A 26,821-nucleotide genomic window follows, 5' to 3' on the forward strand; every position below is an offset into this window, starting at 1 on the left:
AGATTGTTCTTGCTAAAGATGTAAGTCATTGTCGGTTTGAGAAATATGAGTGGTTATTTATCTCTAAATAATTTTTGAGGTTCTCCTTAATACAATAAAAAACGCCTGCTTCTAAAAGAAAGTAGCAGGCGTTTTATTGGGTGTTTTTAGACTACTACCCCTAAGTGCGGTTTACTTCATCAATACTGTTTTGGCGTTTAGGATCAAATTTGGCGCCTCGGCTGAAATTATACCGCAGGTTGATGCCCACGCTTCGGGCCCGGAAATACTGGTCAAATTCATTGATGTTGCGGCCAATGGTTCCCACCTTGATGCGCTGACCTTTGAAGATGTCATTGGCATTCACGCTCAGGTCCAGCTTGTCATCCAGGAAGCTTTTCTTGAAGCCCACGTTTACCCACCACTGACTATAGACCTCGTACAAACCATAGGCGGCCGGACCACGATAACCCGCATTGATCTCCATTTTCAGTTTGGCCGGCAGCAGCAGGTTGTGGTTTGTTTGAAAGGAGTAGAACACCTGGTCATTGGTGGCTTTTTGTTCGCCAACCATGGTCATGTATTTGCTATAGGTTACTAGTGCGGTATTCTGGGTATCCCAGTTCTTCATAATTTTCACGGGGATGTTGGCGGTGAGGCTGAGGTTATGGCCATCATCTACGTTGCCGATGGTATAGATGGTGAGCGCCCGTTCTACATCTAGGATTGGGATCTCGGCCATCACGTCTCTGATCAGCTGGTAATTGGCCACCAGCGAGTAATCTTTCTTGAACGTCTGGGTTACCCCGAAAGCGTGGGTGTACTGGGGCCGCAGACCGGGATTTCCCTGCCAGTAGGTGTAAGGGTCACGATAGGCGATGAACGGATTCAGGTTCCCGTAGTTGGGGCGCTGCAACCGGCGGCTGTAGCTATAGTTGATCTGGTAGTTCTCACTCACCTTCTGCTGCAGGAACAAGCTGGGGAAGAAATCCAGGTAGTCGCGTTTGTTCACCTGGTCATAGGTGAGGGACTCGCCCCGGGAAACGGTCTGCTCGGCTCGTAAACCCGCCTGAATGCTGTACCGCTCGCCTAACTTGCTGCTCCAATTAGCATACAGCGCATAGATGTCTTCGTCGTAAATGAAATGGTTTGTGCGTCTTGGGTCCAGAACCAGAGCCTCTGAGTTGTTGAAGTAGAAGCGCGAGTCATTGTCTGAGGCTACCCGGCTGGCTTTGGCCCCGAACTCCACTTTGCGACCCCTGGAGAACGGGTGGCTGTAATCTACCTTCGCAGAGTAAATGTTGTAACCGTTGGGCGTATCGGTGTAGAGGAAGTCTATGCTGTCGCGCTTGGTGCCGGTGAGGTCAAAATAGTAGTTGTAGAAGTTGGCATCGCCGCGGTTCGTGATCCGCACAAAGTCCAGGTTCGCCGATAGGGTAGTGCCGGCGGTATCCAGTTTGCCTAGGTAGTGCAGGTTGGTGGTAAAGTTGGTGAACCGGTTGGTATTGTAATTATTGGCATCGATGTACTGCGTGGCTGCATTAGGAGCCCCGCCAATGTACGTATCAGTAAGGAAGTCTCCATGCAGCTTGTTCGTGTTGAAGTAGGTCATGAAGCCGATGCTGTGCTTATCGGTGAGGTTATAATCGGTGCCCAGCCGCACGGCCGGCGGACCCTGCACCTCGAAGTTTCCGGTGGCCACCTGGTCAAAATACGTGGTGTTCTGCTCGCCGTAAAAAACACGGGTAAAAGTGGCTTCGCGGCCACCCACACGCCGGGCCACGTCCAGGTTCAGGAACGAATTCCAGGGGCCGGTTTTATAGTTGAAGGTACTGCCTAGCGTGAAGCCCACCTGCTTGAAGTTATACGTAGAGCCGCCGTAAATACTGCCGTTCATGCCCTGCACCTCGTTCTTCCTCAGGTTAATGTTCAGAATACCAGAGGAGCCTTCCGCGTCAAACTTCGCCGAAGGGTTGGTGATGATTTCTATGTTCTTGAGGTTCTCGGCGGGCATGCCCTCCAGTAAAGACCGCAAATCCCGCGCAGATAGGTACGTGAGTTTGCCGTCCAACATAACCGTCACGCCAGACCGGCCGTTGAGTTGGATGTTTCCTTCCTGGTCAATGAAAACGCCGGGTGCCCGCGTGAGCACATCATAGGCGGTTCTACCGGCCGCCAAGGCCGTGCCCTGCACGCTCACTACCATTTTGTCAGCTTCCTGGGTAATGGTAGGCCGTAAACCCTGCACTGTGACCTCCTTCAACTTGGTAGCCGCTACCTTCAGCTTTATCGTGCCCACATGAACCTCGGGTTTCTGATCTGTAAGAACGATGTTGTGCCTGGAAACCGCCTCATACCCAATAAAGCTGAACGCCAAACTGTACTCCCCGGCAGCTATCCCGGCAAAAGTGAAACGGCCTTGGGCATCGGTAAGGGTACCGTCCAGCGAGGTGGTGGAACCTTTCCGCAGGAGAGAAACCGTAGTGTACTGCACTGGTTTTCCGGTTATGGAATCAGTCACCACCCCGGAGATTTTTCCAGGGCTCTGAGCAGTAGTGGCAGGTGTTATACCAGGGTTTGTCTGTGCTTTCACCTCCACCAAAAAGTTTAGGCATAGGCATAGCAGCCCCATAAAAAAGAGGTATCTTTTTTTCATAAGCTAGAGTTGTAGTTTATTTAGATTTTGATGAGACCGGCTATTTGTATTCTAAAGACACCGGTTTATTTCATCAGTTGCATGGGCGCTAATATTTTTTTTAGACAATTAGGGTAAGAGAGTTCTTTTTGGTGATTTAATGCTGGTTATATTTTCTAAAGGAATAAGTGCAAATAACTTGTCTTCTTGTTTTCGGGTTGTTTTATGAAAAAGAGGTATAAAGCTTAAAAACTGTATTGTGTTAAGGTACGGTGATCCGTTTTCTTCTCTTTCCTGGTTCAAGTTTGTGACATGGACCTACCATGGTCTGCAGTTTGCAACTGCAGTGAGGCGTTAGCCTCAAACGACTATGGCAAGGGTTTACTTCCGTGACACTCTTTCTTCTGCCTATACTTCCTACTTCTTTTCTTACCAAGGCTCTTAGCTGCAGCCGCGGTCTGCGGGCGTTTGTCACTTTTCTCCTTGATGAGAAAAGTAACCAAAAGAATCAAGAAGAAAAGAAACTCGCTGACGCTCAACCAGTCTTTTCTTCAGTAAGGGTACCACCCCGCTGCCGTCCTCTGTTCCATAGCTAATGCAGGCCATTACTGGTTGAACAGTTCATCCGTGCGGCAGGCCGGGCCTCGGCCTCACTGTAGGCCTTCGCCCAGGCCTGTCGCAGGAAACAGGTGATTGTGGTGTCTTCTCGGAGTACCTGATCATGTAGAGACAAGGCATGCCTTGTCCCCGGCGGGTCCTCCGCAATAACCCGCAGCTACCCGAAAAGACGTCCACATGCAAAACCTCTACTTTCTTTAGTTATACCTTTAAGAAACGCCAACCCCTGTTGGTGTTATCACCATGGCACACTTAGTGCAGGTGGCCTATTGCCAGCCTTTTGAGGCTGATCTTTAAGCCTGCTTCTTCAAAATCAGCCTCAAAACACCTGCCTGCATTTACTGCCATTAAATTTATTGTACTTAGTCGCGTTTTGATCTGCGGGCCATGCCCATAATCTTCACGTTGATGTATTCGTCAAGGGTTTTGAGGTTGTAGCCTTCTTGGCTGGCTTTTTTGATGAAGTCGCTGTTGACCCCGTGGATTTTGGCCTCAATGGCTTTGTCCGCTGGCAGGTTTTTGAAACCGGCATTGGCTAGATCATCCAAATAGACTTTGTTGACGCCATGGATTCTCAGTTCCATGTACTTGTCTAAAGACAGGTCTTTGAAGCCGTATGCTCTCAGCTCTTCCACGGCCTTGGCGTTCACCCCATGGATTTTGGCATCCACCACTTTGTCCAGGCTCAGGTTGTTGAACCCCGCTGATTTCAGGTCCTTCACGTAGGCGGCATTGATGCCGTGGATTTTCAGTTGGATGTATTTGTCCAGGGTAAAGTCCCCGAAGCCCATGGATTTTACTTCGGTCAGGTAGGAAGGAGTGATGCCGTGGATCTTTGCCTCAATGAGTTTATCAATGGAAAGATCATTGAACCCAGCTTTCCGGAGCCCGTCTGCGTAGGCCGGGGTTACGCCGTGGATTTTGGCCTCCATCATCTTGTCCATGGAAAGGTTTTTGAAGCCCATTTCCTGCAGTTGCTGCACATATTCCTGGGTGATGCCGTGGATTCTGGCGGAGATCACGTCTTCCATGGAAGGTTTCTTGTCGCTGTGTTTCTTGAACATAGCCAGGTAATTCTGGTAAGCGTCCATGGTGATGCCGTGAATGGCAATTTCCTGCAGGCGGTCACCGTCTACATCGTTATAGGTGGACTTCAGGAAATCGACGTACTTTTTGTTCACATCCCCCAGGAAAAGGTGGAAAAGGAAGTTATCCTCAGGGTTGGCAATGCCTTTCTTAAACAGGTAATCTCTAAAACTATCATCCTGGGTGAAGACGTATTTGCCCTGGCTTACCTCCTCAGATAGGTTGCCGGTTAGTTTCAGCGTTCCCGCATCGCGGGTGATCTGGTACACGTTGTCGCCTTGTTTGGAGAAGGCGTTTTTAGGGTAGCACCGGGAGATGTTCCAGTTAGAGGTATTGGTTTTGCCTCTCAGGTCCAGGCAGTACTCGTTTTGGTTGGCGTGGCCGTACCAGAAACCTTCAGTCATATCGGCGCTGCCGATGATGTTCATTCGGTTCCTGAGTTTGGGAGGCGCGGGGAGGTTGTTGCCCGGATTACCTGCTTCCAGGACAGATTCAGCGGCCTGCGGATTGCCAGGATGCGGCGGCAGGTTTTCATCTGTCAGGATGGATTTTTGTCCCCCGGGGAGCGGCGAAGGTTCTGCCTCAGGGCTGCTTAGAGGTGCTGGGTCAGATGACAGCAAGGGAACCTGTGGCATTCTGCTGGTCACGGCAGTGTAGGCGTCTGAAACTTCATCCAGAATGGTTTGGCTTGTGGCAGGCTTGTTCAACAACAGCAGCGTCCCGAAGAACAGCGGCGCCAGGAAGGAGTATTTCCAGAAGGCATGCGGGGTAGATTTCTTGGCGTTCATCATGAATATGCGTTGTTTGAGAAGTGACTGGTTATAGTTGGTGGTGATGGAAAGTGGCTTGTTGGGGCAGGCAATCTGCAGCAGGTTGAACTGGTACTGGGTTTTGCTTACCTGTTCTTTCTCCAGCAGCAGGGCATCTGTCTGGTACTCCAGGTTTTTTTCAACCTCTTTTTTGAAATACCACATGAAAGGGTTGAACCACAGCAGGGTAACGGCCACCTCTGCTAAAAGCAAGTCAAGGGTGTGGTTCTGCCGCACGTGAATTTTTTCGTGCGCGATGATCTGCTCATAGGTCTCAAAGTCATAGTCGTCTGGGTGAATGAAGATGTACTTGAAGAAGGAGCAGGGAGCTTGTTTGCTTTCTACATTCACAATCACGTAGTCGCCGTCTTCAATGCGGTCTTGGCTACGAATGGCTTTCCATAGGGTGCCCGCGACCTGGAACAGCAGGTTGAGTCCACAGACCGCCACCCCGAACAGGTACAGCAACACAAGCCAGAAAACCCAGGTGGTGGGTGCTTCAACCTCGACGGTAGGAGTGGTAGCCGTTACAACCGGTTGTCTTGGGCTGAGTACCTCCTCGGGTGCAGTTTCCCGGTTGGGAGCCACGTTTTCTTTCCCGGTGCTTAACCTGTTTTGAGCCTGATTTTCAGATTTCGGGCGCAAAACAGACGCGGCTTCAGCCTCGGCCGTCTGGGTCACTTTAAGCGCCTCCGAGATAAACCCTTGGTTGTCTACCAGTTTAGGCAGCGTGACAAAAGGTAGGGCAAATGCCAGCGTGATGCCGCACAGCAGGTACATCCGATTGGTAGAGAAAAAGCTTTCCTGCTGCAGCACTGTCTTGTAGAACAGGAAAACCACGCCAATCACGAAAGAAACTTTGAGGAGGTATTCTATCATGGCTTTCAGAATTTAGGATGATTTCTTGGATTTGATGATCTGGATAAGCTCGTCTAACTCAGCATCAGAGAGGTTTTCTTCCTTCGCAAAATGGGTGATCATCTTTGAGAAGGAATTCCCGAAGTATTTCTGCTTGATGCTGGCCACATCCTGGGTACGGTACTCGGCCAGGGGCACCAGCGGCGTGTACTGCAGGGTGTTGCCTACTTTCTCTGAGCGCAGGAAGCCTTTTTCGTCCAGGATCTTCACCATGGTGGCCACGGTGTTGTAGTGCGGTTTTGGTTCTGGCAGCGCGTCAATGATATCCTTGATGAAGGCTTTCTCTAACCGCCAGATGATCTGCATGATCTGCTCTTCCCTTTTCCCTAGTTTCTGCATAATGGTAATTGTTTAATCAATACTACTAATAAGTTAGGAGAACTCCTAATGAATTAGTAGAAAAACTATTGCAATAGGAGAGCAGATGTGCTGAATGCCCTTGGAGGCACTTTTATCCTGGAAAAAAGATGTTTCCATATTCAGTGAAAGGCCTTTGGCGTAGAAGAGGGCAAGATTGCAGAAGACAATGACCTACTTCTTGTTGCGGTTGAGAATAAAGGCAACTGTACTCTTTGGTGAATTGCTTAAAAATGCCCTTAAAACAGCTTTTTTAAAGCAATAGCAGAGGTGATAGATAGTAGGCATGCAAACAATATTCTATAAGTTTGCATCCAGAATAAAACCGGGTTTGGGCTTGGCAGGCGCGGGTTAAATCTAGGAGAGCAGAGATGATTAGAGGCTTCTATATAAAAGGGGGAGAGATACATTGGGAGAAAAACCCAGAGAGCTTCCATGACCCGGAGAAAGGACGCATTATCTGGATAGACCTGCAGTCGCCCACTGACCATGAGCAGCGCCTGGTGGAGGAGGAGTTTGGCATTGAGTTCTTCACCCAGCAGGAGGCCGCCGAGATTGAGAGTTCCTCGCGTTACTTTGAGGATGATAACATCTTTGAGGCCAACAGTGCCTTTGTCATGCACCAGGAGGGTTCCTACATCACCCGCCAGGTTTCCTTTATCCTGAAGAACGAGATCCTGTTCACCCTGCGCCGCACCGAGATGAAGTCCTTCGGGGAGACGGTGCGCAAGATGAAGACCTTCCGGAGCACCACCACCAAGGCCATTCAGATCTGGCTTCTGCTTCTGGAAACCCAGATTGACTATGACGCCGACTTTATTGAGTTGCTCACCCGCACCACCAACGTGGTGAGTAAACGCCTGGTGAAAGAGCAGTCCATTGAGGAGGAAATCCTGATCAGGATCACCGAGCTCCAGGAAAATACCATCCTTATCAGGGAGAGCATCGTGGATAAGCAGCGTCTGGTATCCTCCCTTTTGCGTAGCTACGCCGTGGAAGAACCCGAGAAAGAACGTCTGCGCACCATCATCAAAGACATTAACTCGCTTTTGCAGCATACCCAGTTCAGCTTTGAGCGTCTGGAGTACCTGCAGAACACGTTCCTGGGTTTGGTGAACATTGAGCAAAACCAGGTCATCAAGATCTTCACGGTAATGACCGTGGTGTTCATGCCACCCACCTTAATTGCCAGCATCTACGGCATGAACTTCAAAGTAATGCCAGAGTTGGAATGGGTAGGAGGGTACCCGTTTGCATTAATTATGATGGTAATCTCCTCACTGGCGTTCCTATGGTACTTTAAGCGAAAGAAGTGGCTGTAAAACGTCTTGGGTGAACGGCTTGAGGAGAAAGTAACAAAGGGTTATCCGTACTCCTCAAAGTCATCTTCTCCATAAAAGTCATCGTCTTCATAATCCTCCTCAGGTAAGTCGTCCTCCAGTTCTTCCTGGCCATAACCTTCCGGAAGCAGTTGCTGGATGAGATCCTGGTTACTGGGCTCGAAAATCAGTTCGCCTCTAAGCAAAAACCTGTTGGCGTTCATCATCACCTCGTAAATGGGCGTGTGGATGTGCTTCGGGATTTTGAAGATACGTTCATCGCGTTTCCCAAACGGGGTGGGCACTTTGGCGTCGTACAGAAAGGGTAGCAGCGTTTTGGAGCAGCTCAGCGCGATGCGGTGAATTTCAAGGTCGTCAAAGTAGTCCTGCAATCGTCCGTTGATGTTCTCGAAGAACTCTGCCGTTTCGCCCAGCCGCACCCGGGAGCCCGCCCGTGATTTGCCCTTCGTCTTCAGGTATTTGATCTGGCTCTTACCCTGCTTCTTCCGGACCATGTAAGACCGGAACACCTTGTGGTTCAGGTTCACGCCGTTTCTAAATAATCCCATCGCGCAGTTACCCGCCTGGATGAGCAGTATCACGTACTGTAGCGGCTTGTCTGTACTAGGGGTGAGATCCTGCTTTAGGGGCGGCAGGGTGATGGGCAGCCTGAAAAACACCTGCTCGTCTCCTTTATCGTCTAAAAGTATCACCCGGTGCTTTTCATAGTCATAGGTGGCTCGCAAGGCCAAGTCCTTTATATTCTGCAGCACCTGGGCAGCGGCATCTCGGGAGACAAATTGGTTCATAGAAACGTTAAACGGAATTCCTGAACCACGAAGATGCACAATGTTTGGCTAAGCCTGGAGTGCTAATGGTTTTTTGGGCTTTCTTCTCGCCTCTGTTCTGTTTAAAGCCTGATTTTATAAAAAGAGCCCTTAAACAAAATGCATTGACCGGCAGGGAGATAGGTGCTTGTAAGGTCTGCTTCTTTGCCAATGCACCCGCAAAAGCGTATATTTCCTTATCTGTTGAGCCTTAAACCCAAAGCTTATGTGTGGCCGATACTCAGTGAGCAAGAAGAAAGTACCCCAGGAACACCGGTTTTCATCCAAATTGGAAGGACTGGTGTTTGAGCCGAATTTTGATGCCCGGCCTTCCCAGAAACTGCCGGTCATCATCCCCGATGCCGAAAAAGCGATCATGGCTACCTGGGCCTCGCCGGAGAAAGAACCAGATGGCAAGCCTACCTTTCCCTTCAATGTAAGGCAAGAAAATCTGCTGCGCATTCCGCGGTTCCGGGCGCTGTTGCCCAACCACCGGTGCATCATCCCCATTGACGGATTCTTCGAATGGAAAGAACTGGAGGAAGAACCAGAAGAACCCACGCCTTCTCCGCTGCCAGACCTTGGCTTAGACTTGTTTGGTAACCCCATCAGAAGCAAAGAGGAGAAAAGCCGGGCCAAAAAAGCCAAGCCCCAAAAACAGAAATACCGGTTCACGCTTAAAAACGAAGAACCCTTTGGGTTGGCCGGTCTCTGGCGCGAAAGCCTGCTCCCCGATACCGGAGAACTGGTGCCTTACTTCAGTATCATCACCACTCAGGCCAACAGCGCCGTTATGCCTTACCACGACCGTATGCCCGTTATCCTCTCGCCCCAAAGCGAGGACATCTGGCTCAATAACCGCTTGCAGGAACGCCAGTGGTATGAAGTGCTGCAACCTTATGATCCCCAACAGATGCGAGTCATGGCCATTGATGAGCGGGAGAGTGTTTTAGGGAATTATGTAGCGCCAGCGCTGAATTCAAGATAAGCTCCAGAGTTAGTGTTTTAATGGTGCTTTGTGGATTTAAGGCTCTAAACGGAAATCTACTTTTGGAGAGAGTCTTCCTTTTAATGGGTTAGGGGGATGATTACACAAGCAGATCTCTTCTGCTGATTTCTCCTTTTGTTCTTGGATTGTTTTGTCGTGCGTGCGTAGTCCGCTTTCGCTGGCGTGGCGCTGCTGTTTGGGTGGGTTTATAAGCTGGTTGTTGCATCTGGGCTCCGTGCGCTCACGGCCGCGGGGCCCCGCCTTCCAGCCTCGCGCTGCGCCAGCTTCCTTTGCTCCCTTAAGGTCGCAATGCCTCACGGCACCGGAACCTGACAAGGCGCTCCACCGAAAGGCTGGATAAAGGAATGCACCGGCAGGAACGCCTCAGACCTCGCAGCGTCCGGAGGTCCTGCGAGCGTCTTCTAAATACTATGACATGGTTCAAGTCTGCGACTTGGACCTAAAATGACCGGCAGTTTGCAACTGCCGTGAGGCAATAGCCTTAAAAGCATACTTTTCCGTAGCTGCAACTTAAGCATAAGACCAAAGTTGTTTAATCTGGCATTGCCCCTGTAATAGGAGTGATTATCCAAGCAGATCCTTCCATTCCTTTTCAAAGCCAGCAAACTAATCCCATTTTTCTGCCCAATTTTCAGTAAAAAGCCATAATATATGATATCAATAAAATAGGCCTTCAACTTTTTGCGTTATATTGGCCGGTTTCTTTTATATATTAGGACGTGACTATTTTTTTGCGTACCTTTGCACCACAATACACGCCGAGACTCCGTTTGGTCTCATTTTTGGCAATAAGGCACTTCTCAAGCAATCCTCTGTGCGGATTCCCGCAACGAAATCTTGATAAATGACGAATACCCTAGGGCAGGTGTATTGCATTTATATATCATACATAATAATTGATGGAAAGAATTAAATTCCAGGAGCTTCCTCTATCGGAAGAAATCCAGCGTGCGATCGTGGATTTAGGTTACGAAGAAGCTTCCCCCATCCAGACCGCCGCTATTCCGGTGTTGCTGGAAGGTCGTGACGTTATTGGTCAGGCCCAGACAGGTACCGGTAAAACGGCTGCCTTCGCTATCCCTACCATTGAGGCCATTGACCCAAACAACCGTGACGTGCAGGCTCTGATCCTGTGCCCCACCCGCGAGTTGGCCATTCAGGTATCGGAAGAGATCCAAAAACTGGTTAAATACAAAAAAGGCATCAGCGTAGTGCCTATCTATGGAGGTCAGCCCTATGAGCGCCAGTTACGCGCCCTCAAACAAGGGGTACAGATCGTGATCGGGACGCCCGGTCGCGTGATGGACCATATTGAGCGGGGAACCCTGCAGTTGGAGAACACCAAGAAGATCATTCTTGATGAGGCCGACGAAATGCTGGACATGGGTTTCAGAGAGGACATTGAGTTCGTGCTGAGCCACATGCCGGAAGATCGTCAGACCATCTTCTTCTCTGCTACTATGAGTAAGCCCATCATGGAGCTGACGCGCAAGTACCAGACCAACCCAGAGGTGGTGAAGGTGACCCAGCAGCAGCTGACCGTAACCAACATTGAGCAGATCTACTTTGAAGTACGCAGCGGCGGCAAGATGGAAGTAACCACTCGCCTCATTGACATGTACAATTTCAAAGTGGTGATCATCTTCTGTAATACCAAACGCATGGTAGACGAGCTGGTGAGCAACCTGCAGGCCCGTGGCTACTTCGCCGATGGTTTGCATGGTGACCTGAACCAGAACCAGCGGAACAACGTGATGACTAAGTTCAAAGCGGGTACCCTGGAAATCCTGGTGGCCACTGACGTAGCTGCCCGCGGTATTGACGTGGACAACGTGGAGGCCGTGATCAACTATGACCTGCCACAGGACGAAGAAAACTACGTACACCGCATCGGGCGTACTGGCCGTGCCGGTAAATCAGGAAAAGCGTTCTCGTTTGTAGCGGGTCGTGACCTGTACAAACTGCGCGACATTGAGCGCTTCACCAAAGCCAAGATCGTTCGTCAGAACGTTCCTACCTACGAGGACGTGGCCGAAGTGCGCACCACCTTGGTGTTGGATCAGGTGAAAGAGGTTATTCAGAAAGGTGGCTTATCTAAGCACATCCTTAAAATTGAACGCCTTGTGGATCAGGATTTCACCACCATTGACATTGCCGCAGCTTTGTTGAAACTGGTGATGAAAGACACCAAGAACAAAGAAAAGAGCGCCGAGGCCGCTGAAGGCAAAGGTGGTCCTAAACCAGGTTTCGACCGTTTGTTCGTGACCTTGGGCAAGAAAGACCGTCTGCACCCCAAAGACCTGGTAGATATCCTCACAGATAACACCAGCATCCCGGGCGGCAAAGTAGGTGACATAGATTTGTATGACCGTTTCAGCTTTATTGAGGTACCAACCGAGTACACTTCTGAGATTCTGGAGCGCTTAGCGGTTACTGAAATCAACGGCATGACCGTGAAGTTCCAGAAAGCCGAGAAGAAAAACATGGATCCAGCCGAAGGTGGCCGTGAGCTGCAGGAACTGGAAGACCGTCCTAGAAAGAAATTCTACGATGGACCTTTCAACCGCGGCGGTGGTGGAGACCGTGACCGCGGCGGCGACCGCGGAGGAAGCAGAGGCGGCTACGGCGGAGACCGTGGTGGCGATCGTGGCGGCCGTTCTTACGGTGGCGACAGAGACCGCGGTGGCGACCGTGGCGGAAGAAGCTACGGTGGCGGTGACCGCGGTGGCAGAAGCTTCGGCGGAGGAGACCGTGACCGCGGAAACAGCGGCGGCGGCTTCCGGGAAAGAAAAAGAAGAGATTTCTAAAAAAAAATTCCCAATACTGTAACCCTGGCTACAGACCCTCCGTTTAAATGAGGGACAGAGCTTAAAAGTTAATAAAGGGTTTAGTATCTGTTTTAAAAAAATCGCGGTCCAGAAGAGACCGCGATTTTTTTTGCCCCTACCTCAACGTTTTAGATCAGGTTTTAGGAAAATAGCCGCTATATAGGACTAGATTGGAATAAGCAAAAGGTTGAGGCTAAATTAAGAGTAAACTTTGTGGTTGTTTTTGAAAACACCAACAACAGCAGGCAGGATATTAAGATTGGCGAACAACGATAATATAAAGCACCTCTCATGGGTGCCCTTTTTGTTGTTTCAGTTAGTAGCGTGATGAACTTTGGGAGACAAGGCGGTGCCTAGTCTCTACAATTTCTGGTAATGTTAGAAGGCGTGAACCAGTTGGTGAAAACATGTTTCTTTGCCGTACCAAGGGAAAAGACGCTGGAAAAACGTGAGTGCCGGGAAAAGCTATGGAACTGAAAAAGAGCAGGCTAGATGTGTTTATGAGAGTAGTACCTCACGGCAGTTGCAAACTGCCGGTCATTGCAGGTCCAAGTCACAGACTTGAACCATGTCAAAAATAGAAGACGCTCGCAGGACCTCCGGACGCTGCGAGGTCTGAGACGTTCCCGCTAGCGAATTCCCAATTCCAGCCTTTCGGTGGAGCGCCTTGTCAGGTTCCGGTGCCGTGAGGCATTGCGACCGTAAGGGAGCAAAGGAAGCTGGCGCAGCGCGAGGCCGGAAGGCGGGGCCTCGCGGCCGTGAGCGCACGGAGACCACCGATGAAACATATAAGGCTTATGAGCTAACGCAAACTGCGGTCCTTCGCCAGCACAAGCGGACTACTAGTCCAGAAATGCCATTAGTGAAAAGACTTCGAAAGAAGTAAAGCTATAAAAGTAGAAAGCTCCGCCTAACAAAAGCCAAAAAGGTAACCTAAGCTGCTTGCGCCATAGCCTTTCCGGCTAGAAATCCTCCCGTCCAAGCCGCCTGAAAGTTAAACCCACCGGTAATACCATCAATATCCACGACTTCGCCCGCGAAGAAAAGTCCAGGAACCAGGCGGCTTTCCATCCGCTCCAAATGAAGGTCCTCCAGCTTAATTCCTCCACAGGTCACAAACTCCTCTTTAAAAGTAGTCTTTCCCTTCACCTCAAAAGGCGTGCGGAGCAAAAGCTCAATCAACTTGTTTTGCGCTTTGCCCGCCAGTTCAGACCATTTCACCGTCTCGGGGACCTCGGCCAATTCGCAGAGCCGTTGCCAAAGCCGATTGGGAAGGTTGAAGAGCGCGTTGGTGAACACGGTTTTTCTAGGGGAGTTCTGACGTTGCTGTAGGATCTGCTGGCGCACTTGATCCTCGGTGAAATCCGGTACCCAGTTCACCAGGGCAGTGCCGGTGTAAGCCAGGCCATGCATGACCTTAGCGCCCCAAGCCGAGAAACGCAATACCGCCGGACCGCTCAGGCCCCAGTGGGTGATGAGCAAAGGTCCTTCGGTCTCCAATTTTTGGCCGGTTAGTTTCACTTTCGCCTTGGGCACGGACACTCCCTGCAAGTCTTTGAAAGGAGAGGAAGGAACGTTCAGGGTAAAAAGCGAAGGAACCGGTGACTCAATGGTATGGCCCAGTTTCAGGAGCCACCCGTAATTCTCTGGTTTGGGATTACCGCCGGTGGCTACTAATATCCTGGAGGCTGTAATGCTTTCGCCATTGCTCAGTTGCAGAGCAAACTTTTTTTGCGGAGGGCTTTCTTCTTGTACCTGGATTTCGTTCACCCCCAGACCAGTCCTTATTTCCACCCCCGCTTTTCTGGCCGATTGCACCAGGCAGTCCACGATGGTTTCTGAAGAGTTTGACTGCGGAAACATGCGGCCATCGGCTTCGGTTTTGAGTTTCACCCCGCGGTTTTCAAACCAGGTCACGGTATCCTGCGCCCCAAAGGAAGGCAGTAGTTTTTTCAGGGCTTTCTGGCCCCTGGGGTAGTGCAGTGAAAAAGCAGAGGACTGGAAGCAGGCATGGGTTACGTTGCAGCGTCCGCCACCGGAAACCCGCACCTTTGAAAGCAGCTTAGTTGTCTTTTCCAGTAAAATAACCCGCAGGTGGGGGTTGGCCTCGGCACAGGTAATGGCCCCGAAGAAACCTGCCGCGCCTCCTCCAATAATGACAACTGTCTCTTGCATCTGTTTTTCGCTTACTTCTACAAAATTAGACAAAAAACGGCACCCATTAGTTTAGGTCAGACAGCCTGAATGCTAAAAGTTAGGAGCTGAAAGGCAATCCAGTGGATCTGGGAACAAGAAAGTATAATTTAATACCTGCCGGATAAAATCACTGTTGATGATTTTGAATTTTTCCTCACCCTGGGAGGCAAAAGAAGGAGGAGTTAGGCCCAGTTGCCGAGCGGCTTGGGTGTAGAATTCTTTTCGGGTGGGATGTTCCGGAGCGCAGGCATTGAAGGTAAATCCCCATTTCTCTTGTTGGATGATCCCCAGGAGCAAGCCCACGCAATCTGCCAGGTGGATCATGTTAACCGGGCCATTTGGCTGCGGAACCTCGGTTTTACCAGCCAGGAACCGGCCGGGGTGCCGGGAACTGCCCATCAACCCCCCAAAACGTACGATCGTGGAATCAGCGAAGGATTGCTGCACCAGGAACTCACACCTAAGCATCAGGGAAGATGCGTCCGGCGAGGCTACAGCATCCGCTTCCTGTACCTCCCGGTTCAGGTCTGGGTACACCGAGGTGGAAGAGACAAAAATCACCTCTAAGGAAGCCGGCGCCGCGACTAAGACCTTTTGCAGGAGGTCTTCATAAGAACTTTGTTCACTGGCAGATCGGGAAGGGGGTAGGTTGAAGACCAACACATCGGCAGTTAAGAAATCCTGCAGATCCGTTTTAGAGCTGTTTTCGGGAAAAGAGAGCAAAAACGGCTCAATTCCGGCGGACCGGAGCACCTCTACTTTGGCTGGCGTGGTGGTGGAGCCTTTCACCTGGGTGCCTTGTTTTACCAGTTCCTGGGCCAAAGGGAGACCCAGCCAGCCGCAGCCCATCACACTGATTCTTTTCTTTTCCATGCCGCAAAGAACGCTTGAAATGACCAGCACCGCAACAAAACTAACTTGATTTGGTTCATGCTGTACATGGAGGCAAAACACGTTCAGGTAGCGGTAATCGGCTCGGGTTTCGGGGGGCTCACAGCGGCGGCATTGCTGGCGAAGGCAGGTCTGCAGGTAGTGGTCTTGGAGCAGAACAATTATCCGGGCGGCTGTGCCTCTTCTTACAAACGAAAAGGTTACTGGTTTGAGACCGGCGCTACCACCTTGGTGGGGCTTGATGAACACATGCCGGTGCGGTATCTGGCAGACCAGCTTAATCTTTCGTTGCCACTCATCCCGCTGGAGGTTCCCATGCAGGTGCGCCTCACAGACGGCACACTAATCACCCGGTTTCAAAATATGGAGGATTGGATAAAAGAGGCGGAGCGAGTTTTTGGGGAAAAAGGACAGCGGGGTTTTTGGAAAACCTGTTACGGCATCAGCCAGAAGGTGTGGCGCACCTCTTTGCGGCAGTTAAGCTTTCCGTTCAGTTCCTTTTCAGACTTGTGGCAGGCTGTTAAATCTGTTCGGTGGGAACAATTTGGTTTGGTGCCGATGGCTTTCCAGAACATGCGGGACCTCCTAGATAAGTACGGACTCCTAGAGAATCACCGGTTCGTAGAATTTGTAGACCAGCAGTTGCTCATCACGGCCCAGAACTACCACCAAGAGGTAAATGTTCTCTTCGGGGCCACCGCGCTATGTTACACCCAATATGGCAATTACTACCTGCCTGGTGGGTTGCGCCAGCTGAATGAACACGTGGTGCAATACCTGGAGCAGCAAAATGGCCAGATGCTTTACCGCCGCCTGGTCAAAAAAATCACCCCTCAACCTGGAAAGGGATACCTCATTGACACCGACAAAGGACCTTTATTTGCCGAGTTCCTGGTTTGTGGAGTTCCTCTGAACAACGTGAGCGCCCTTTTCCAAAGTGAAATGGTAAAGCAGAAGCTAAACAGATATTTACTGCCGGCAGAGCAAATCAATGGGGCTGTTACATGGGGTATTGTCTTTGACAGGTCCGGTCAAATGCCAAGTGTGTTGCACCACCAGTTACACGTACCAGGAGGGGTCCCTTACCTCCAAAGCAAAAGCATCTTCGTCAGCCTCAGTCACCCCGATGACTTACAACGGGCTTCCGAAGGCATGTGTGTGGCTTCCGTCAGTACGCATGTGCCTAACCCGCCGGAAAATTGGGTGAACCAGAAAAAGGAACTAGAGCATTGGGTTGTTCAATTCCTCGCCAACCAGGGATTTTTTACGCAGGATCAGGTGAGATTTGTGCAGGCTGCAACGCCCGGTGCCTGGATTGAGTGGACCGGAAGAGAGTGGGGCCAGGTAGGAGGGTATCCGCAGTACCAGCGCATCAAGCCCTGGCAAATGAAGGACGCGCGGTTAGATGGCCAGAAAGCCTACGTCTGCGGGGATACGGTTTATCCGGGGCAGGGCATCCCCGGGGTTTGCCTAAGCGGAATCGTTGCGGCCCATAAGCTTCTACGGGACCATTTTGGTAGTGCAGTCAAGAAACTACACCAGTGATTCCTCTTCTTCCGGCGAAGGAGAGAAGGCATTGGCGTGTTCCAGTACCTGGTAGGCAGGCACGGTGAAATGGAACTGGGAACCCACGCCTTCTTCGCTTTCCACCCAGATCTCTCCGCCATTCTTCTCAATAAATTCCTTACAGAGCATAAGGCCCAGGCCGTTGCCTTTTTCGTTGGCGGTGCCTTTCTCCTTGAAGTTATTCGCCCCGAAGAGTTTCAACTGGTTTTGCGGGCTTATACCCACGCCGCAGTCTTTCACCGTCACCACCAGTTGATCTTCGTCAAGGTGTTCTGCGAAAACCTCTACCACAGCGCCGGAATGGCAGAATTTTATGGAGTTGGAGATGAGATTTCTGAACACCAGCTTCAGGGTTTCCTCATCTACCAGAGCCCAAAGATCCTGGGAAACATTGTTCTGGAGGATAATGCCTTTTTTATCCGCCTGTGGGCGCAATAGTTTGATGTTCTGCTCTACCAGTTCGTGCAACTGCAGGGGTTCTGGCTCCAGGTTCACGCCTTTCATCTGGGTTTTGGCCCAAACCAGTAAGTTGTCCAGAAGGCTCAAAGTGTTTTGCTGCTGGGTGTCAAGTTCCTTCACAAAGCGGTCCAGCTTCTCTGGGGGCAGTTTACCCATGGCCAGCAGTTGCAAAAGCGATTGCAAAGAAATGAGGGGGCTTCTTAAATCATGCGCAATGATGGAAAAGAGGATGTCTTTCTGGTGGTTTATTTTTTCCAGTTCCTCTTTTTGCTGCTGGATGTCCTGGTTTTTCTCCAGGATTACCAGGTTGAAGTCTGATAACTGCTCATTGGTGATTTTGGCCCTGCGGCGGCCTTTGAAGAAGACGTAAGCCAAGGTTAGCGCCATCAACAGTAAAATACCCGTGGCGTATTGGATGAGCCCTTTCTGCACCAGCTTTTCTTTTTGTAATTCCTGCTCCACCCGCAGACGGTGATTCTCGGCCTCTTTTTTCTCCAGCTCGTATTTGGCGTGCATCTCTGCCTGGGCCTCGTTTTGTTGACGGTTATAAAGGCTGTCTTTGTAGGCTGTATGGAGCGTAAGGTAGCGATGCGCCAACGGGAAATTCTTCTGCGCCAGGTATACTTCGTTCAAAAGCAATGACGCTTCCTGTACACCTTCCGGGGAAGGCACCTGCTGCGATATTTTCAGGCTTTTCAGGCCCAGGTTGGCGGCTTGGGCATAATCCTTACTTTGCAGGTAAATACGGGCCAGGCACCGGTAGATGTAGATTTTGTTTATCTCATTGCGGGTTTGCTCGCTTATCTCCAATGAATTATACAGATGGTCCAGGGCTTTCTTTTTCTGCCCTAAAAGGAAATAAATGTTCCCCAGGTTCAGGTCGCTGAGTGCCTGGTCATATTTGTCACCCTCTGCTTTGTTGATCTCCTTTACCTGCAGGTAATAGTCCAGCGCCTTCTCAGGTTGCTCCATGAGTTCATAGGTGGCGCCAATGTTGTTCAGCGAGGTACTGATGGTGCGCCGCCGGTTAATGCGCCGCCCTATGTTGAGGGCCTTCTGGAAAAACGCCAGGGACTCCTTATAGTTCTGCTGCCCCCGGTGGATGTTGCCCAGCGCATTATAGCTGGAGGCCATGCCGATGGAATCATGCAGGTCTTCCCGGATTTTAAGGGCTTTGTAGGTGAACTCAGAGGCCTTAATGAGGTTGTTGAGCCAGTAATGGCCAATACTGATATTGTTGTAAGCTGCACCCAGCTGTTTCTGGTCATTGATTTGCTGGGCCAGATCGGCGGCCTTCTGCCCGTAGAGAATGGCTTGTTGGGGATCTACCTCGCGGTAATACTCACTTATCTTGTTATAGAGCTCTAATTTTTTCTGTGGCGTAGTGGCCCTGTTGAGCTCCTGCATGAGAACCACCGGAGACCTACCCAGGAGGGGGAATGCTGCCAGAATGAACCACAAAAAAAGGAAGTATAATTTTTTCATTACATTCACGGCTTGGCCAAAAACTCTCAAGCGATTGTCCGGACAGTTTAGGTAAACTGAGAAACTTTTGAAATACTTAGTTTTAAGTATTCTGGCGCAGCGCAGCGCACCTTTTTAGGTGCAATTTTATCTTTTGATAAATATATTATTTTTCAAACTAATTCTAAAGCAGGACAGAAATATTATCTTTCCAACTTAGATATTCAAGTATGGGTACATATTCAGAACCAATGCTCCGGGATGGGGCGCTAAACGGCAAAACTATCATTATTACCGGGGGCGGAACCGGCCTGGGTAAGTCTATGGGAATCTACTTTCTGCAACTGGGGGCCAACCTGGTCATCACCAGCCGTAAAATGGAGGTTTTGGAGAAAACTGCCAGGGAAATGGAGGAGCAGACCGGCGGCCAGGTGTTGCCTGTTGCCTGCGATGTGCGCAAGCCGCTGGAAGTGGAAGCCATGCTAAAAGCCACCCTGGATAGGTTCGGGGCGGTGGACGGTTTGCTGAATAACGCCGCCGGTAATTTCATCAGCCCCACAGAGAGATTGTCACCCAAAGCCTTTGACGTGATCGTGGATATCGTCCTGAAAGGCAGCTACAACTGTACGCTCACCTTAGGTAAACATTGGATTGATAAACAGCAGCCCGGTACCATCCTTAACATTGTAACCACTTACGCCTGGACCGGCTCAGGGTACGTGGTGCCCTCTGCAACGGCCAAGGCTGGCGTGCTGGCCATGACGCGCTCCTTGGCGGCAGAGTGGGCCAAGTACGGCATCAGGTCCAACGCCATCGCGCCGGGACCGTTCCCCACGGAGGGTGCCTGGAGCCGCCTTTTTCCCGAGGCCCTGGCCAAAAAACTGGACCCTCTGAACCGTATCCCGGTGAAGCGCTATGGCGAGCACCAGGAACTGGCGAACCTGGCGGCTTACCTTATCTCAGATTACTCGGCGTATGTGAACGGTGAGGTGGTCACCATTGACGGCGGCGAGTGGCTTTACGGCGGCGGTGAGTTCAACTACCTGGATCAGGTGCCGCATGAGATGTGGGATACCATTGAGCAGATGGTGCGCGGCAAAAAAACAGACGCCAGACAAGACAGCAAAGAGTAGCCTATGCCCACCCTGGAAGGTTCTGTTTTAGTGAAAGGCGCACTTGAGGAATTGTTCTGGTTCTCGCAGGATTATGACCAGCGGCTGCTTTGGGACAAATATTTGGGTGTGGCCCGGCTGGAACATGGCGCCACCCAGGCAGCCAAAGGAGTGGAGGCCTATTGTGAGAGCCGGAAAGGAATTGGCATGACGGTACGCTACATCAGTTTCCATCCACCCAAACAGGTGGCCATGGAAATGACTAAAGGTCCCTGGCTGTTTAGAAAGTTTTCCGGGAGCTGGCGATTTAAGCCTGAAAGTAAAGAACTTACCAGGGTGTACTTTAGGTACAACTTCCAGGTGAAGTTCGGGGCTTTTATACTGAACCCGTGCATTAATTGGCTCCTTCGGGCGGATATTAAGAACCGCTTGAACTACTTCAAGCACGCTGTAGAATCAGGTGTTTTGCAGGCATAAAAAAAGCCCGGAGCGTTTCCGGGCTTTTTTGTTAAAAACAGGGTGAAAGCAGCATCAGTCAGCTTTTACCTTCAGCTTCTTTTTATTCTTTTCCTGTTTTACTTTGATTTTGGTGTTCGCTCTTCCTTCCAAGGGAGCAGCAGCCTGTGGACCGTTGTTCACTAGGGTCATTTCCTTTACCAGGTGACCCGCTCCGGCGAATTTGTCTACGATGAACAGGAAGTAGCGTGCGTCCATGCTGATGTTTCTTACCCGATCAGGGTCATACATGATGTCAGACATGGTGCCTTCCCAGTTGCGATCAAAGTTGGTGCCAATGAGCTCGCCGCGGGCGTTGATCACCGGTGAGCCGGAGTTACCGCCCGTGGTGTGGTTAGAGGCGATGAAAGCCACCGGCATCTGGCCATTCATGCCGTACTGTCCGTAGTCTTTCTTCTGGTAAAGCTCCTTTAATTTGGCAGGCACCTTGTAGTCAGGGATGGTGGGGTCTTCTTTTTCAATGATGCCATCCAGGGTGGTGTAGTAGTCATAGGTCACGCCATCGGCGGGTTTATAGGTGTCTACCTGGCCGTAGGAGACGCGCAGGGTAAGGTTGGCGTCTGGGTAGAACTTCCGGTCTTTCTGCATCTCGCGCAGCCCTTGCAGGTAAGTGCGGTTAAGCAGGGTATTCTGGTCATTGAGAGCGGTGTAGGTAGGCAGTACTTTGGTCCTGTAAATGGTAGCGAAGCCATTGAGCAACTGCACTGCCGGGTCAGCCAGCAGTTTGGCCTGGAGTTGGGCTGGGGAGAGCTTCAACAGACTTTGCACCTTTTCCTCCGAGGCCAGGTTGGTGTTGGCGTACACGTAATCGGCGTAAGCCGCCCAGTTGCCTTTGTACTGTTTGGTCAGGGTCTGCAGCACCTCGGGTTGGAACTGGGCCTCCAGGTCGTTGGCGTACAGTTGCAGCAGGGCCGTGAACACTTTCTTATCGGTGGGCAGGTTGTAGTTCTTGAAGAAGCCCGCGGCTCCTTTGCTAAGTTTGTCTATCTGCTCCTGGGCATCAGATTTGGTTTCCGGGGTCCCCTGCAGGGTGGCAGCCAGGTTCAGGTAGCTTTGGGCGTAGTTTAGCAATTCCACCCCTAAAATAGCCTCGTTGAAATAGTCGCGCGCAAGGGTAATGCCTTTGGCCAGCGTGGCGTAGTTCTGCTCAAATTGTGGCATTACCTGGCTGTAAGTGGCTTTGCGGCCGGTTTCCTGCGCTACCCAGTTGGCGAACTGTCTTTCCAGCTCCTGCTTTTTAGCGATGGCGTTCAGCTTGCGTAAACCGCGCATCTCCCCAATCCATTTCTTGTGGGCATTGCTCACGCTGGCGTATTTGGCCGCGTACTGGATGCGGACCCTCGGATCGGCTTTCATGTCCTGGTCCAGGATACCCAGCTTCACGGTCCGGATTTTCACCTTGGCCGGATCAGAAATCTCCGAGATCTCGCGCACGGCCTGGGAGGGAAGATATTCGGTGGTACGGCCCGGAAACCCGAAAACCATAGTAAAATCGCCCTCCTGGATACCCGCCAGGGAGATAGGCAGGTGGTGCTTGGGAACGTAGGGCTTGTTGTTGGGCGAGTAAGCGGCTGGTTTGTTATCAGGTCCGGCGTAGATGCGGAACAAGGAGAAGTCGCCGGTGTGGCGGGGCCACATCCAGTTGTCGGTATCGCCCCCGAACTTTCCGATGCTTTCGGGCGGAGCGCCTACCAACCGGATGTCTTTGAAGGTCTCGGTCACATACATGTAGTACTCGTTGCCGTAGAAGAACGGGCGGATGATGGCATCAAAGTGCGTGCCCGCGGTGGTCTGGGCCTGCACCTTCTTTATGTTGGCCTGCACCCGCTTCTCGCGCTCAGCCTCCGGCAGCCCGGCCGGTATATCGCCCAGAATCTGTTTGGTCACGTCCTCCATGCGCACGATGAAAGTGGCGGTAAGCCCCGGATTGGGTTTCTCCTGGTCTTTGGTCATGGCCCAGAAACCGTTGGTGAGCAAATCGTTCTCCACGGAACTGTGCGACTGAATCTGGCCGTAGCCGCAGTGATGATTTGTGAGCAGCAGTCCCTGATTGGAAATGATCTCCCCGGTACAGCCGGCGCCAAACTGCACAATGGCGTCTTTCAGGCTGGATTTGTTTACGCTGTAGATGTCCTCGGCAGAAAGGCGCATGCCCTTTTTCTGCATATCAGCTTCGTTGAGCTGCTTGAGCAACATAGGCAGCCACATGCCCTCATCGGCGTAAGCCGAGAGCGAGCTAAGGGCCAGCATTACCCAAAGACAGAGTTGTTTGCGATTAAACATACGTTAGTTTTAATTTGAGAAAGTCAAAAGTACGAAGAAGTATCAAGTAGTAAATATCATGTATTATGATGTTTGTATTGTTGAAAATGGGGCTGGGGGAAGGAAATAGGGAAGGAGCTTTGAGAAAACTCGGTGCAGAAAAAACAACGCCTCCGTTTCGGTCCTGTTTATAGAAAAACAGGACCGAAACGGAGGCGTTGTTCTGTAGAATCGTTCTACCCGATAGGCGCTACATGATATTCCTTAAGAATGTCCCACGCCTACGGTGCCTTCTTCCCACACCTGGAACTTCTCCAACTCCTCCTGGAAAGCGGAGATAAACCAGGCCATCAGGCTGAGGTCATCGGCAAAACCGATGATGGGAATAAAATCGGGTACCAGGTCTAGTGGAGTCACCAGGTACAGGAGCACGGCCACGCCTAACAGCAGCGTTTTGGAGCTGACTTCGCGGTAAGAGCCGTTGTAATAGGCTTTCACCAGGCGCACCAGCCGCTGCCCGATGGCCTTGATCTGGTCAATACCGCTTTCTGAACTGTTGGCATCGGTGAGTTTCTCGTAGGCGGTGGTGAGCAGCATGCCAATCTTTACCGGTTTTCTCATGATACCCGATGCTTTGGAGATCATGTATTTGAAAAAGGGGTTGTTGAATATCTTCAAGCCTTTGTCTGCAAGTGAATTCATTTTTCTAGGTGGTTTTGGTTCATAGTTTTGGCGGTTATACGTTCCCACCCCGAGGATAGATACCCGAGGATAGATATAGGAGTGCTATTTAAGCCTGTGTTTAAGGAAAATAGCTCTGAAACAAGGTTGATTTGTTCAGTTGAATAGAAATGTTATATATTTGGTTTTAAGAATTATAGATAAGTCAAGAAAAGGTGCTTTTCCGATAAGAATTATTGTCCGGCTTTTGCCACGCTTTTGTGGTATAAGCCGGATATCTCTTTGCTGATTTACCACTTTGAACAAATCTGATTACACATAACCGATCTTCCACTGGCCTGAATAGGTCCTTTACCATGAAAAAACGTTTGCTCCTGGCCGTTTTCAGCCTTTTTGTTCTGCAGGTTAATGCCCAAAAGTTATTAGTTACCCCGTATGTCTTAGGACTGGTGGACGATTATAACGGAAGGAACTGGATTAAAGAGGACCCAGAGGAAAGTACGGTTGTGGACAAATTCCATAATACGGAGATCAAGCTGGTAACTTTCCTTGATTCCCTCATTACCGCCGAAAACAAGAAGACCTATGACAAAATCCTGTTCACCAATGTGAAATGGGAAAAGCCGGATTGCTATTATTGCCAGGATTTCAGGAGAATATACGCTAAACGGCTGGTGGAGCAGATGAATGAGGCCTATTCCTTTAAGTGGAAAGACCAGGTAGATGCAAAGCAGCAGAAGATCTACCAGGGGGTGCTGAAACCCAAAGCCTTTGAGACAAACCAGGAAAAATGCTCTTTTCTGGCCGGGGCCTTTGTACGGTACGGTGTCTTTGAGGAAGACCAGTACACCTTTTTACTTGCAAACACCAACAGTAAGTATGACGCCATTATCAGAGAACTCAAGGCACTTAAGTGCAACATCAAGGATTTTAGCCAAAAAGGCGAGGAACCCGTGATCCAGAAAGTATCATTTGTTCCCACCCGCGAACTCAAAGCCTATTTAGACAAGCAGGAAAGGATACGGGTAGATATTCTGAGAAGGAAAAACAAATTAGCCACCGACCGCAAAAAGGAGCAGCCAGGTTCTGATTTGTTTTCAACCCAGGAAAACAACCAGAATTAGCAAGTAGGTTTGAAAAGGCTTTAGAGCATGGCCGTATTGCTTGTTAATTAGCCATGGTCTTACTTACTTAGTTCTCCATACCAAATACTGCAGACTATGATTCCAAGACCCAAACCCGGCGAGTATAACGAGTATTTCTCTAAATACATCCAGCACATTCCTGACCAGGCCAATATCCTGGAGGTGCTGCAAAAGCAGCGGCAGGAGGTGGAGCAGTTGTTTGGACGCGTGAGTGAGGGCGAAGCTAGTTTCGCTTATGAGCCCGGAAAATGGTCGGTGAAGGAGTTGCTGGGCCACATGGTTGACACGGAGCGCATCATGGCCTACCGCGCACTGTGTATTGCCCGGGGCGACCAGAAACCATTGCCAGGTTTTGAAGAAAATGATTACGTAGCCAACGCATTTTTCAGTGAGCGGTCGCTCAATAATATTCTGGACGAGTACAATACCGTGCGGGAGGCCACCCTCTCCCTGTTAAGGTCTTTGCCAGCAGCTAGCTTTTCCAGGTTAGGTAACGCCAATGGGAGCCCTATCACTCCCTCGGCCCTGGCCTTCATCATTGCCGGTCATGAGCGCCACCACATGAACATCCTCAAAGAGCGGTACCTGGTTAAGTTGTAATATTGTTAATTGTTAATTGCTGATTGTTACCTAAGCGGTAGGTCACTGAAATAAGAGAAATCCCTTTTGAAGCTGTTTTAAAGAAAACGGCTCCAAAAGGGATTTACTTTATATGATCCATCAACAATCAGCAATCAACAATTCTAAAGAAGCTGATTAGCCAGGTTGGCCAGTTCAGAGCGCTCACCGCGTTGCAGGGTCACGTGCGCGTATAGGGGGTGGTTCTTCACTTTGTCTATTAAATAGGAGAGACCGTTGCTCTGGCTGTCCAGGTAGGGCGTGTCTATCTGGTAGATATCGCCAGTGAAGATGATCTTGGTGTTTTCGCCGGCCCGGGAGATAATGGTTTTGATCTCATGCGGAGTCAGGTTCTGGGCCTCGTCTACAATAAAGATGATGTTAGACAAACTCCGGCCCCTGATATAAGCCAGCGGCGTGATCACCAGGCGGTCATCCTCCACCATTTCCTTGATGCGGTTGCTTTCCTTGCTGTGCTCAGGGAACTGGTTCTGGATAAACTTGAGGTTGTCCCAAAGCGGCTCCATGTAGGGCCCAATTTTGGAGTTCACATCGCCGGGCAGGAAACCAAGGTCACGGTTGCTAAGCGGGATGATGGGGCGGGCCAGGTAAATCTGCCGGTACACTTCCCGCTGCTCCAGGGCGCCGGCCAGGGCCAGCAAAGTTTTGCCTGTTCCGGCCACCCCCTGGATAGACACCAGTTTAATCTCGGGGTGCAGGATGGCGTGCAGAGCGAACGTCTGCTCGGCGTTGCGGGGTTTAATGCCCACGGCATGGGGCTTATCTACGCGTTCCAGAATACGGTCTTCTGGGTTGTAGTATGCTAAAGCAGAAGATTTTGCGCTGCGCAAAATAAAGTAATGGTTGTCTTTGGGCGGATTGGGCAGTGCTTCCTCTACCGGGCATTCACCCTCCTCGTACAGCTTGGTAATAACGGAGTGCGGAATATCTTCCACCAGGTCATTACCCCGGTATAAATTGGTCACGTTCTGGATCTTACCCGTCTCATAATCCTCGGCCGATAGGTTAAGGGCCCGAGCCTTGAGCCGGAGGTTGATGTCCTTCGTGACCAGGGTAACCCGATGGTCGGGCATCTCGTGTTGCAAGGCCAGGGTGGCGTTCAGGATCTTGTGGTCGGCTTTGTCTTCGTTAAAGATCTTCTCTGCGTCAATGGGTGACCCGTTGCCCATAAGCACCTTGAACCGGCCCTTGTTGGTGCCCTCCAGCGGAATCCATGACTGAAGCATGTGCTGCGAGGAGAGGGTGTCAATGTAGCGGATGAACTCCCGCGCCTCAAAGTTCTTGATGTCGTTCCCTTTTTTGAAGTTGTCCAGTTCCTCCAGCACCGTGATGGGGATGGCCACATCATGCTCCCCAAAATGCTCCACGGCACTGTGGTCATACAGGATGACCGATGTGTCCAAAACAAAGGCTTTTTTCTGTTTCGTTGCCTCACCAGCCGACTTGGCGGCTCGCTTACGGGGTTTACTAACTGTCTGCACACGAACGGATTTAGAAGTGGAAGA

Annotated in this window: 18 protein-coding genes; 8 read left to right on the top strand and 10 right to left on the bottom strand. The window is 50.7% G+C overall.

Annotation, left to right across the window (positions count from 1 at the left end):
• Positions 1 to 160: 160 nt before the first annotated feature.
• The 3 genes from J3P34_RS11385 to J3P34_RS11395 all read right to left on the bottom strand — a co-directional run bounded on the left by J3P34_RS11385 (position 161) and on the right by J3P34_RS11395 (position 6,384).
• A complete protein-coding gene (locus tag J3P34_RS11385; protein WP_345890355.1) occupies positions 161 to 2,500 on the bottom strand; it encodes a TonB-dependent receptor domain-containing protein in 2,340 nt (779 codons plus the stop codon).
• A gap of 1,094 nt (positions 2,501 to 3,594) precedes the next feature.
• A complete protein-coding gene (locus tag J3P34_RS11390; RefSeq protein WP_210488807.1) occupies positions 3,595 to 6,006 on the bottom strand; it encodes a M56 family metallopeptidase in 2,412 nt (803 codons plus the stop codon).
• A 12-nt stretch (positions 6,007 to 6,018) separates the two neighbouring features.
• On the bottom strand, positions 6,019 to 6,384 hold the full coding sequence (locus J3P34_RS11395) for a BlaI/MecI/CopY family transcriptional regulator (protein ID WP_210464795.1): 366 nt from the start codon (positions 6,382 to 6,384) through the stop codon (positions 6,019 to 6,021).
• A 389-nt stretch (positions 6,385 to 6,773) separates the two neighbouring features.
• Here J3P34_RS11395 and corA point away from each other — a divergent pair, with 389 nt between their 5' ends.
• A complete protein-coding gene (gene corA / locus J3P34_RS11400; RefSeq protein WP_210488809.1) occupies positions 6,774 to 7,724 on the top strand; it encodes a magnesium/cobalt transporter CorA in 951 nt (316 codons plus the stop codon).
• A 41-nt stretch (positions 7,725 to 7,765) separates the two neighbouring features.
• On the opposite strand, the gene J3P34_RS11405 is transcribed toward corA, so the two are convergent.
• Positions 7,766 to 8,530, bottom strand: coding sequence for a hypothetical protein (locus tag J3P34_RS11405; RefSeq protein WP_210488811.1), 765 nt, complete (start codon positions 8,528 to 8,530; stop codon positions 7,766 to 7,768).
• Positions 8,531 to 8,774: 244 nt separating this feature from the next.
• Between J3P34_RS11405 and J3P34_RS11410 the strand changes: the two genes are divergently transcribed.
• Together J3P34_RS11410 and J3P34_RS11415 are read left to right on the top strand one after the other, a co-directional pair.
• On the top strand, positions 8,775 to 9,536 hold the full coding sequence (locus tag J3P34_RS11410) for an SOS response-associated peptidase (protein ID WP_210488813.1): 762 nt from the start codon (positions 8,775 to 8,777) through the stop codon (positions 9,534 to 9,536).
• Between the two features lie 920 nt (positions 9,537 to 10,456).
• A complete protein-coding gene (locus J3P34_RS11415) occupies positions 10,457 to 12,364 on the top strand; it encodes a DEAD/DEAH box helicase (protein ID WP_210488815.1) in 1,908 nt (635 codons plus the stop codon).
• 954 nt (positions 12,365 to 13,318) lie between these two features.
• Here the strand turns inward: J3P34_RS11415 and J3P34_RS11420 are convergent.
• Together J3P34_RS11420 and J3P34_RS11425 are read right to left on the bottom strand one after the other, a co-directional pair.
• Complete coding sequence (locus tag J3P34_RS11420) at positions 13,319 to 14,560, bottom strand: BaiN/RdsA family NAD(P)/FAD-dependent oxidoreductase (RefSeq protein WP_210488817.1); 1,242 nt, start codon at positions 14,558 to 14,560, stop codon at positions 13,319 to 13,321.
• Positions 14,561 to 14,632: 72 nt separating this feature from the next.
• Entirely contained in the window at positions 14,633 to 15,454 is an 822-nt protein-coding gene (locus J3P34_RS11425) for an SDR family oxidoreductase (protein WP_210488819.1), read from the bottom strand.
• A 45-nt stretch (positions 15,455 to 15,499) separates the two neighbouring features.
• On the opposite strand from J3P34_RS11425, the gene J3P34_RS11430 reads away from it, so the two are divergent.
• On the top strand, positions 15,500 to 17,017 hold the full coding sequence (locus J3P34_RS11430) for a phytoene desaturase family protein (RefSeq protein ID WP_246853685.1): 1,518 nt from the start codon (positions 15,500 to 15,502) through the stop codon (positions 17,015 to 17,017).
• On the opposite strand, the gene J3P34_RS11435 is transcribed toward J3P34_RS11430, so the two are convergent.
• Positions 17,006 to 18,982 carry a tetratricopeptide repeat-containing sensor histidine kinase gene (locus tag J3P34_RS11435; RefSeq protein ID WP_210488821.1) on the bottom strand — a complete coding sequence of 659 codons (1,977 nt, stop codon included), beginning with the start codon at positions 18,980 to 18,982 and terminating at the stop codon, positions 17,006 to 17,008. The two genes, J3P34_RS11430 and J3P34_RS11435, sit on opposite strands and share 12 nt — an antisense overlap.
• Positions 18,983 to 19,191: 209 nt before the next feature.
• Here J3P34_RS11435 and J3P34_RS11440 point away from each other — a divergent pair, with 209 nt between their 5' ends.
• A complete protein-coding gene (locus J3P34_RS11440) occupies positions 19,192 to 20,094 on the top strand; it encodes an SDR family oxidoreductase (RefSeq protein WP_246853686.1) in 903 nt (300 codons plus the stop codon).
• Between the two features lie 3 nt (positions 20,095 to 20,097).
• Complete coding sequence (locus J3P34_RS11445) at positions 20,098 to 20,550, top strand: type II toxin-antitoxin system RatA family toxin (RefSeq protein ID WP_210488823.1); 453 nt, start codon at positions 20,098 to 20,100, stop codon at positions 20,548 to 20,550.
• A gap of 54 nt (positions 20,551 to 20,604) precedes the next feature.
• Here the strand turns inward: J3P34_RS11445 and J3P34_RS11450 are convergent, their stop codons facing one another.
• Together J3P34_RS11450 and J3P34_RS11455 are read right to left on the bottom strand one after the other, a co-directional pair.
• Positions 20,605 to 22,872, bottom strand: coding sequence for a S46 family peptidase (locus tag J3P34_RS11450; RefSeq protein ID WP_210488825.1), 2,268 nt, complete (start codon positions 22,870 to 22,872; stop codon positions 20,605 to 20,607).
• A 243-nt stretch (positions 22,873 to 23,115) separates the two neighbouring features.
• The gene (locus tag J3P34_RS11455) at positions 23,116 to 23,553 is read right to left on the bottom strand and encodes a YkvA family protein (RefSeq protein WP_210464805.1); all 438 of its coding nucleotides are present in this window, start codon (positions 23,551 to 23,553) and stop codon (positions 23,116 to 23,118) included.
• A 335-nt stretch (positions 23,554 to 23,888) separates the two neighbouring features.
• On the opposite strand from J3P34_RS11455, the gene J3P34_RS11460 reads away from it, so the two are divergent.
• Both J3P34_RS11460 and J3P34_RS11465 read left to right on the top strand, forming a co-directional pair.
• On the top strand, positions 23,889 to 24,656 hold the full coding sequence (locus J3P34_RS11460; protein WP_210488827.1) for a hypothetical protein: 768 nt from the start codon (positions 23,889 to 23,891) through the stop codon (positions 24,654 to 24,656).
• Between the two features lie 96 nt (positions 24,657 to 24,752).
• Positions 24,753 to 25,277: a DinB family protein gene (locus tag J3P34_RS11465; protein WP_210488828.1), complete on the top strand. Its 525-nt coding sequence runs from the start codon at positions 24,753 to 24,755 to the stop codon at positions 25,275 to 25,277.
• Between the two features lie 143 nt (positions 25,278 to 25,420).
• Here the strand turns inward: J3P34_RS11465 and J3P34_RS11470 are convergent, their stop codons facing one another.
• Entirely contained in the window at positions 25,421 to 26,719 is a 1,299-nt protein-coding gene (locus J3P34_RS11470; RefSeq protein WP_246850190.1) for a PhoH family protein, read from the bottom strand.
• Positions 26,720 to 26,821: the final 102 nt, after the last annotated feature.

The sequence above is a fragment of the Rufibacter aurantiacus genome, assembly GCF_017916345.1.
In the GTDB taxonomy this organism is placed as follows: Bacteria; Bacteroidota; Bacteroidia; order Cytophagales; family Hymenobacteraceae; genus Nibribacter; species Nibribacter roseolus.

Excerpts from the sequence above, each read along its gene's own strand:
- J3P34_RS11390 (WP_210488807.1), bottom strand. The coding sequence starts at position 6,006 with ATGATAGAATACCTCCTCAAAGTTTCTTTCGTGATTGGCGTGGTTTTC.
- J3P34_RS11395 (WP_210464795.1), bottom strand. The coding sequence starts at position 6,384 with ATGCAGAAACTAGGGAAAAGGGAAGAGCAGATCATGCAGATCATCTGG.
- corA (WP_210488809.1), top strand. The coding sequence starts at position 6,774 with ATGATTAGAGGCTTCTATATAAAAGGGGGAGAGATACATTGGGAGAAA.
- J3P34_RS11405 (WP_210488811.1), bottom strand. The coding sequence starts at position 8,530 with ATGAACCAATTTGTCTCCCGAGATGCCGCTGCCCAGGTGCTGCAGAAT.
- J3P34_RS11410 (WP_210488813.1), top strand. The coding sequence starts at position 8,775 with ATGTGTGGCCGATACTCAGTGAGCAAGAAGAAAGTACCCCAGGAACAC.
- J3P34_RS11415 (WP_210488815.1), top strand. The coding sequence starts at position 10,457 with ATGGAAAGAATTAAATTCCAGGAGCTTCCTCTATCGGAAGAAATCCAG.
- J3P34_RS11420 (WP_210488817.1), bottom strand. The coding sequence starts at position 14,560 with ATGCAAGAGACAGTTGTCATTATTGGAGGAGGCGCGGCAGGTTTCTTC.
- J3P34_RS11425 (WP_210488819.1), bottom strand. The coding sequence starts at position 15,454 with ATGGAAAAGAAAAGAATCAGTGTGATGGGCTGCGGCTGGCTGGGTCTC.
- J3P34_RS11435 (WP_210488821.1), bottom strand. The coding sequence starts at position 18,982 with ATGAAAAAATTATACTTCCTTTTTTTGTGGTTCATTCTGGCAGCATTC.
- J3P34_RS11440 (WP_246853686.1), top strand. The coding sequence starts at position 19,192 with ATGGGTACATATTCAGAACCAATGCTCCGGGATGGGGCGCTAAACGGC.
- J3P34_RS11445 (WP_210488823.1), top strand. The coding sequence starts at position 20,098 with ATGCCCACCCTGGAAGGTTCTGTTTTAGTGAAAGGCGCACTTGAGGAA.
- J3P34_RS11450 (WP_210488825.1), bottom strand. The coding sequence starts at position 22,872 with ATGTTTAATCGCAAACAACTCTGTCTTTGGGTAATGCTGGCCCTTAGC.
- J3P34_RS11455 (WP_210464805.1), bottom strand. The coding sequence starts at position 23,553 with ATGAATTCACTTGCAGACAAAGGCTTGAAGATATTCAACAACCCCTTT.
- J3P34_RS11460 (WP_210488827.1), top strand. The coding sequence starts at position 23,889 with ATGAAAAAACGTTTGCTCCTGGCCGTTTTCAGCCTTTTTGTTCTGCAG.
- J3P34_RS11465 (WP_210488828.1), top strand. The coding sequence starts at position 24,753 with ATGATTCCAAGACCCAAACCCGGCGAGTATAACGAGTATTTCTCTAAA.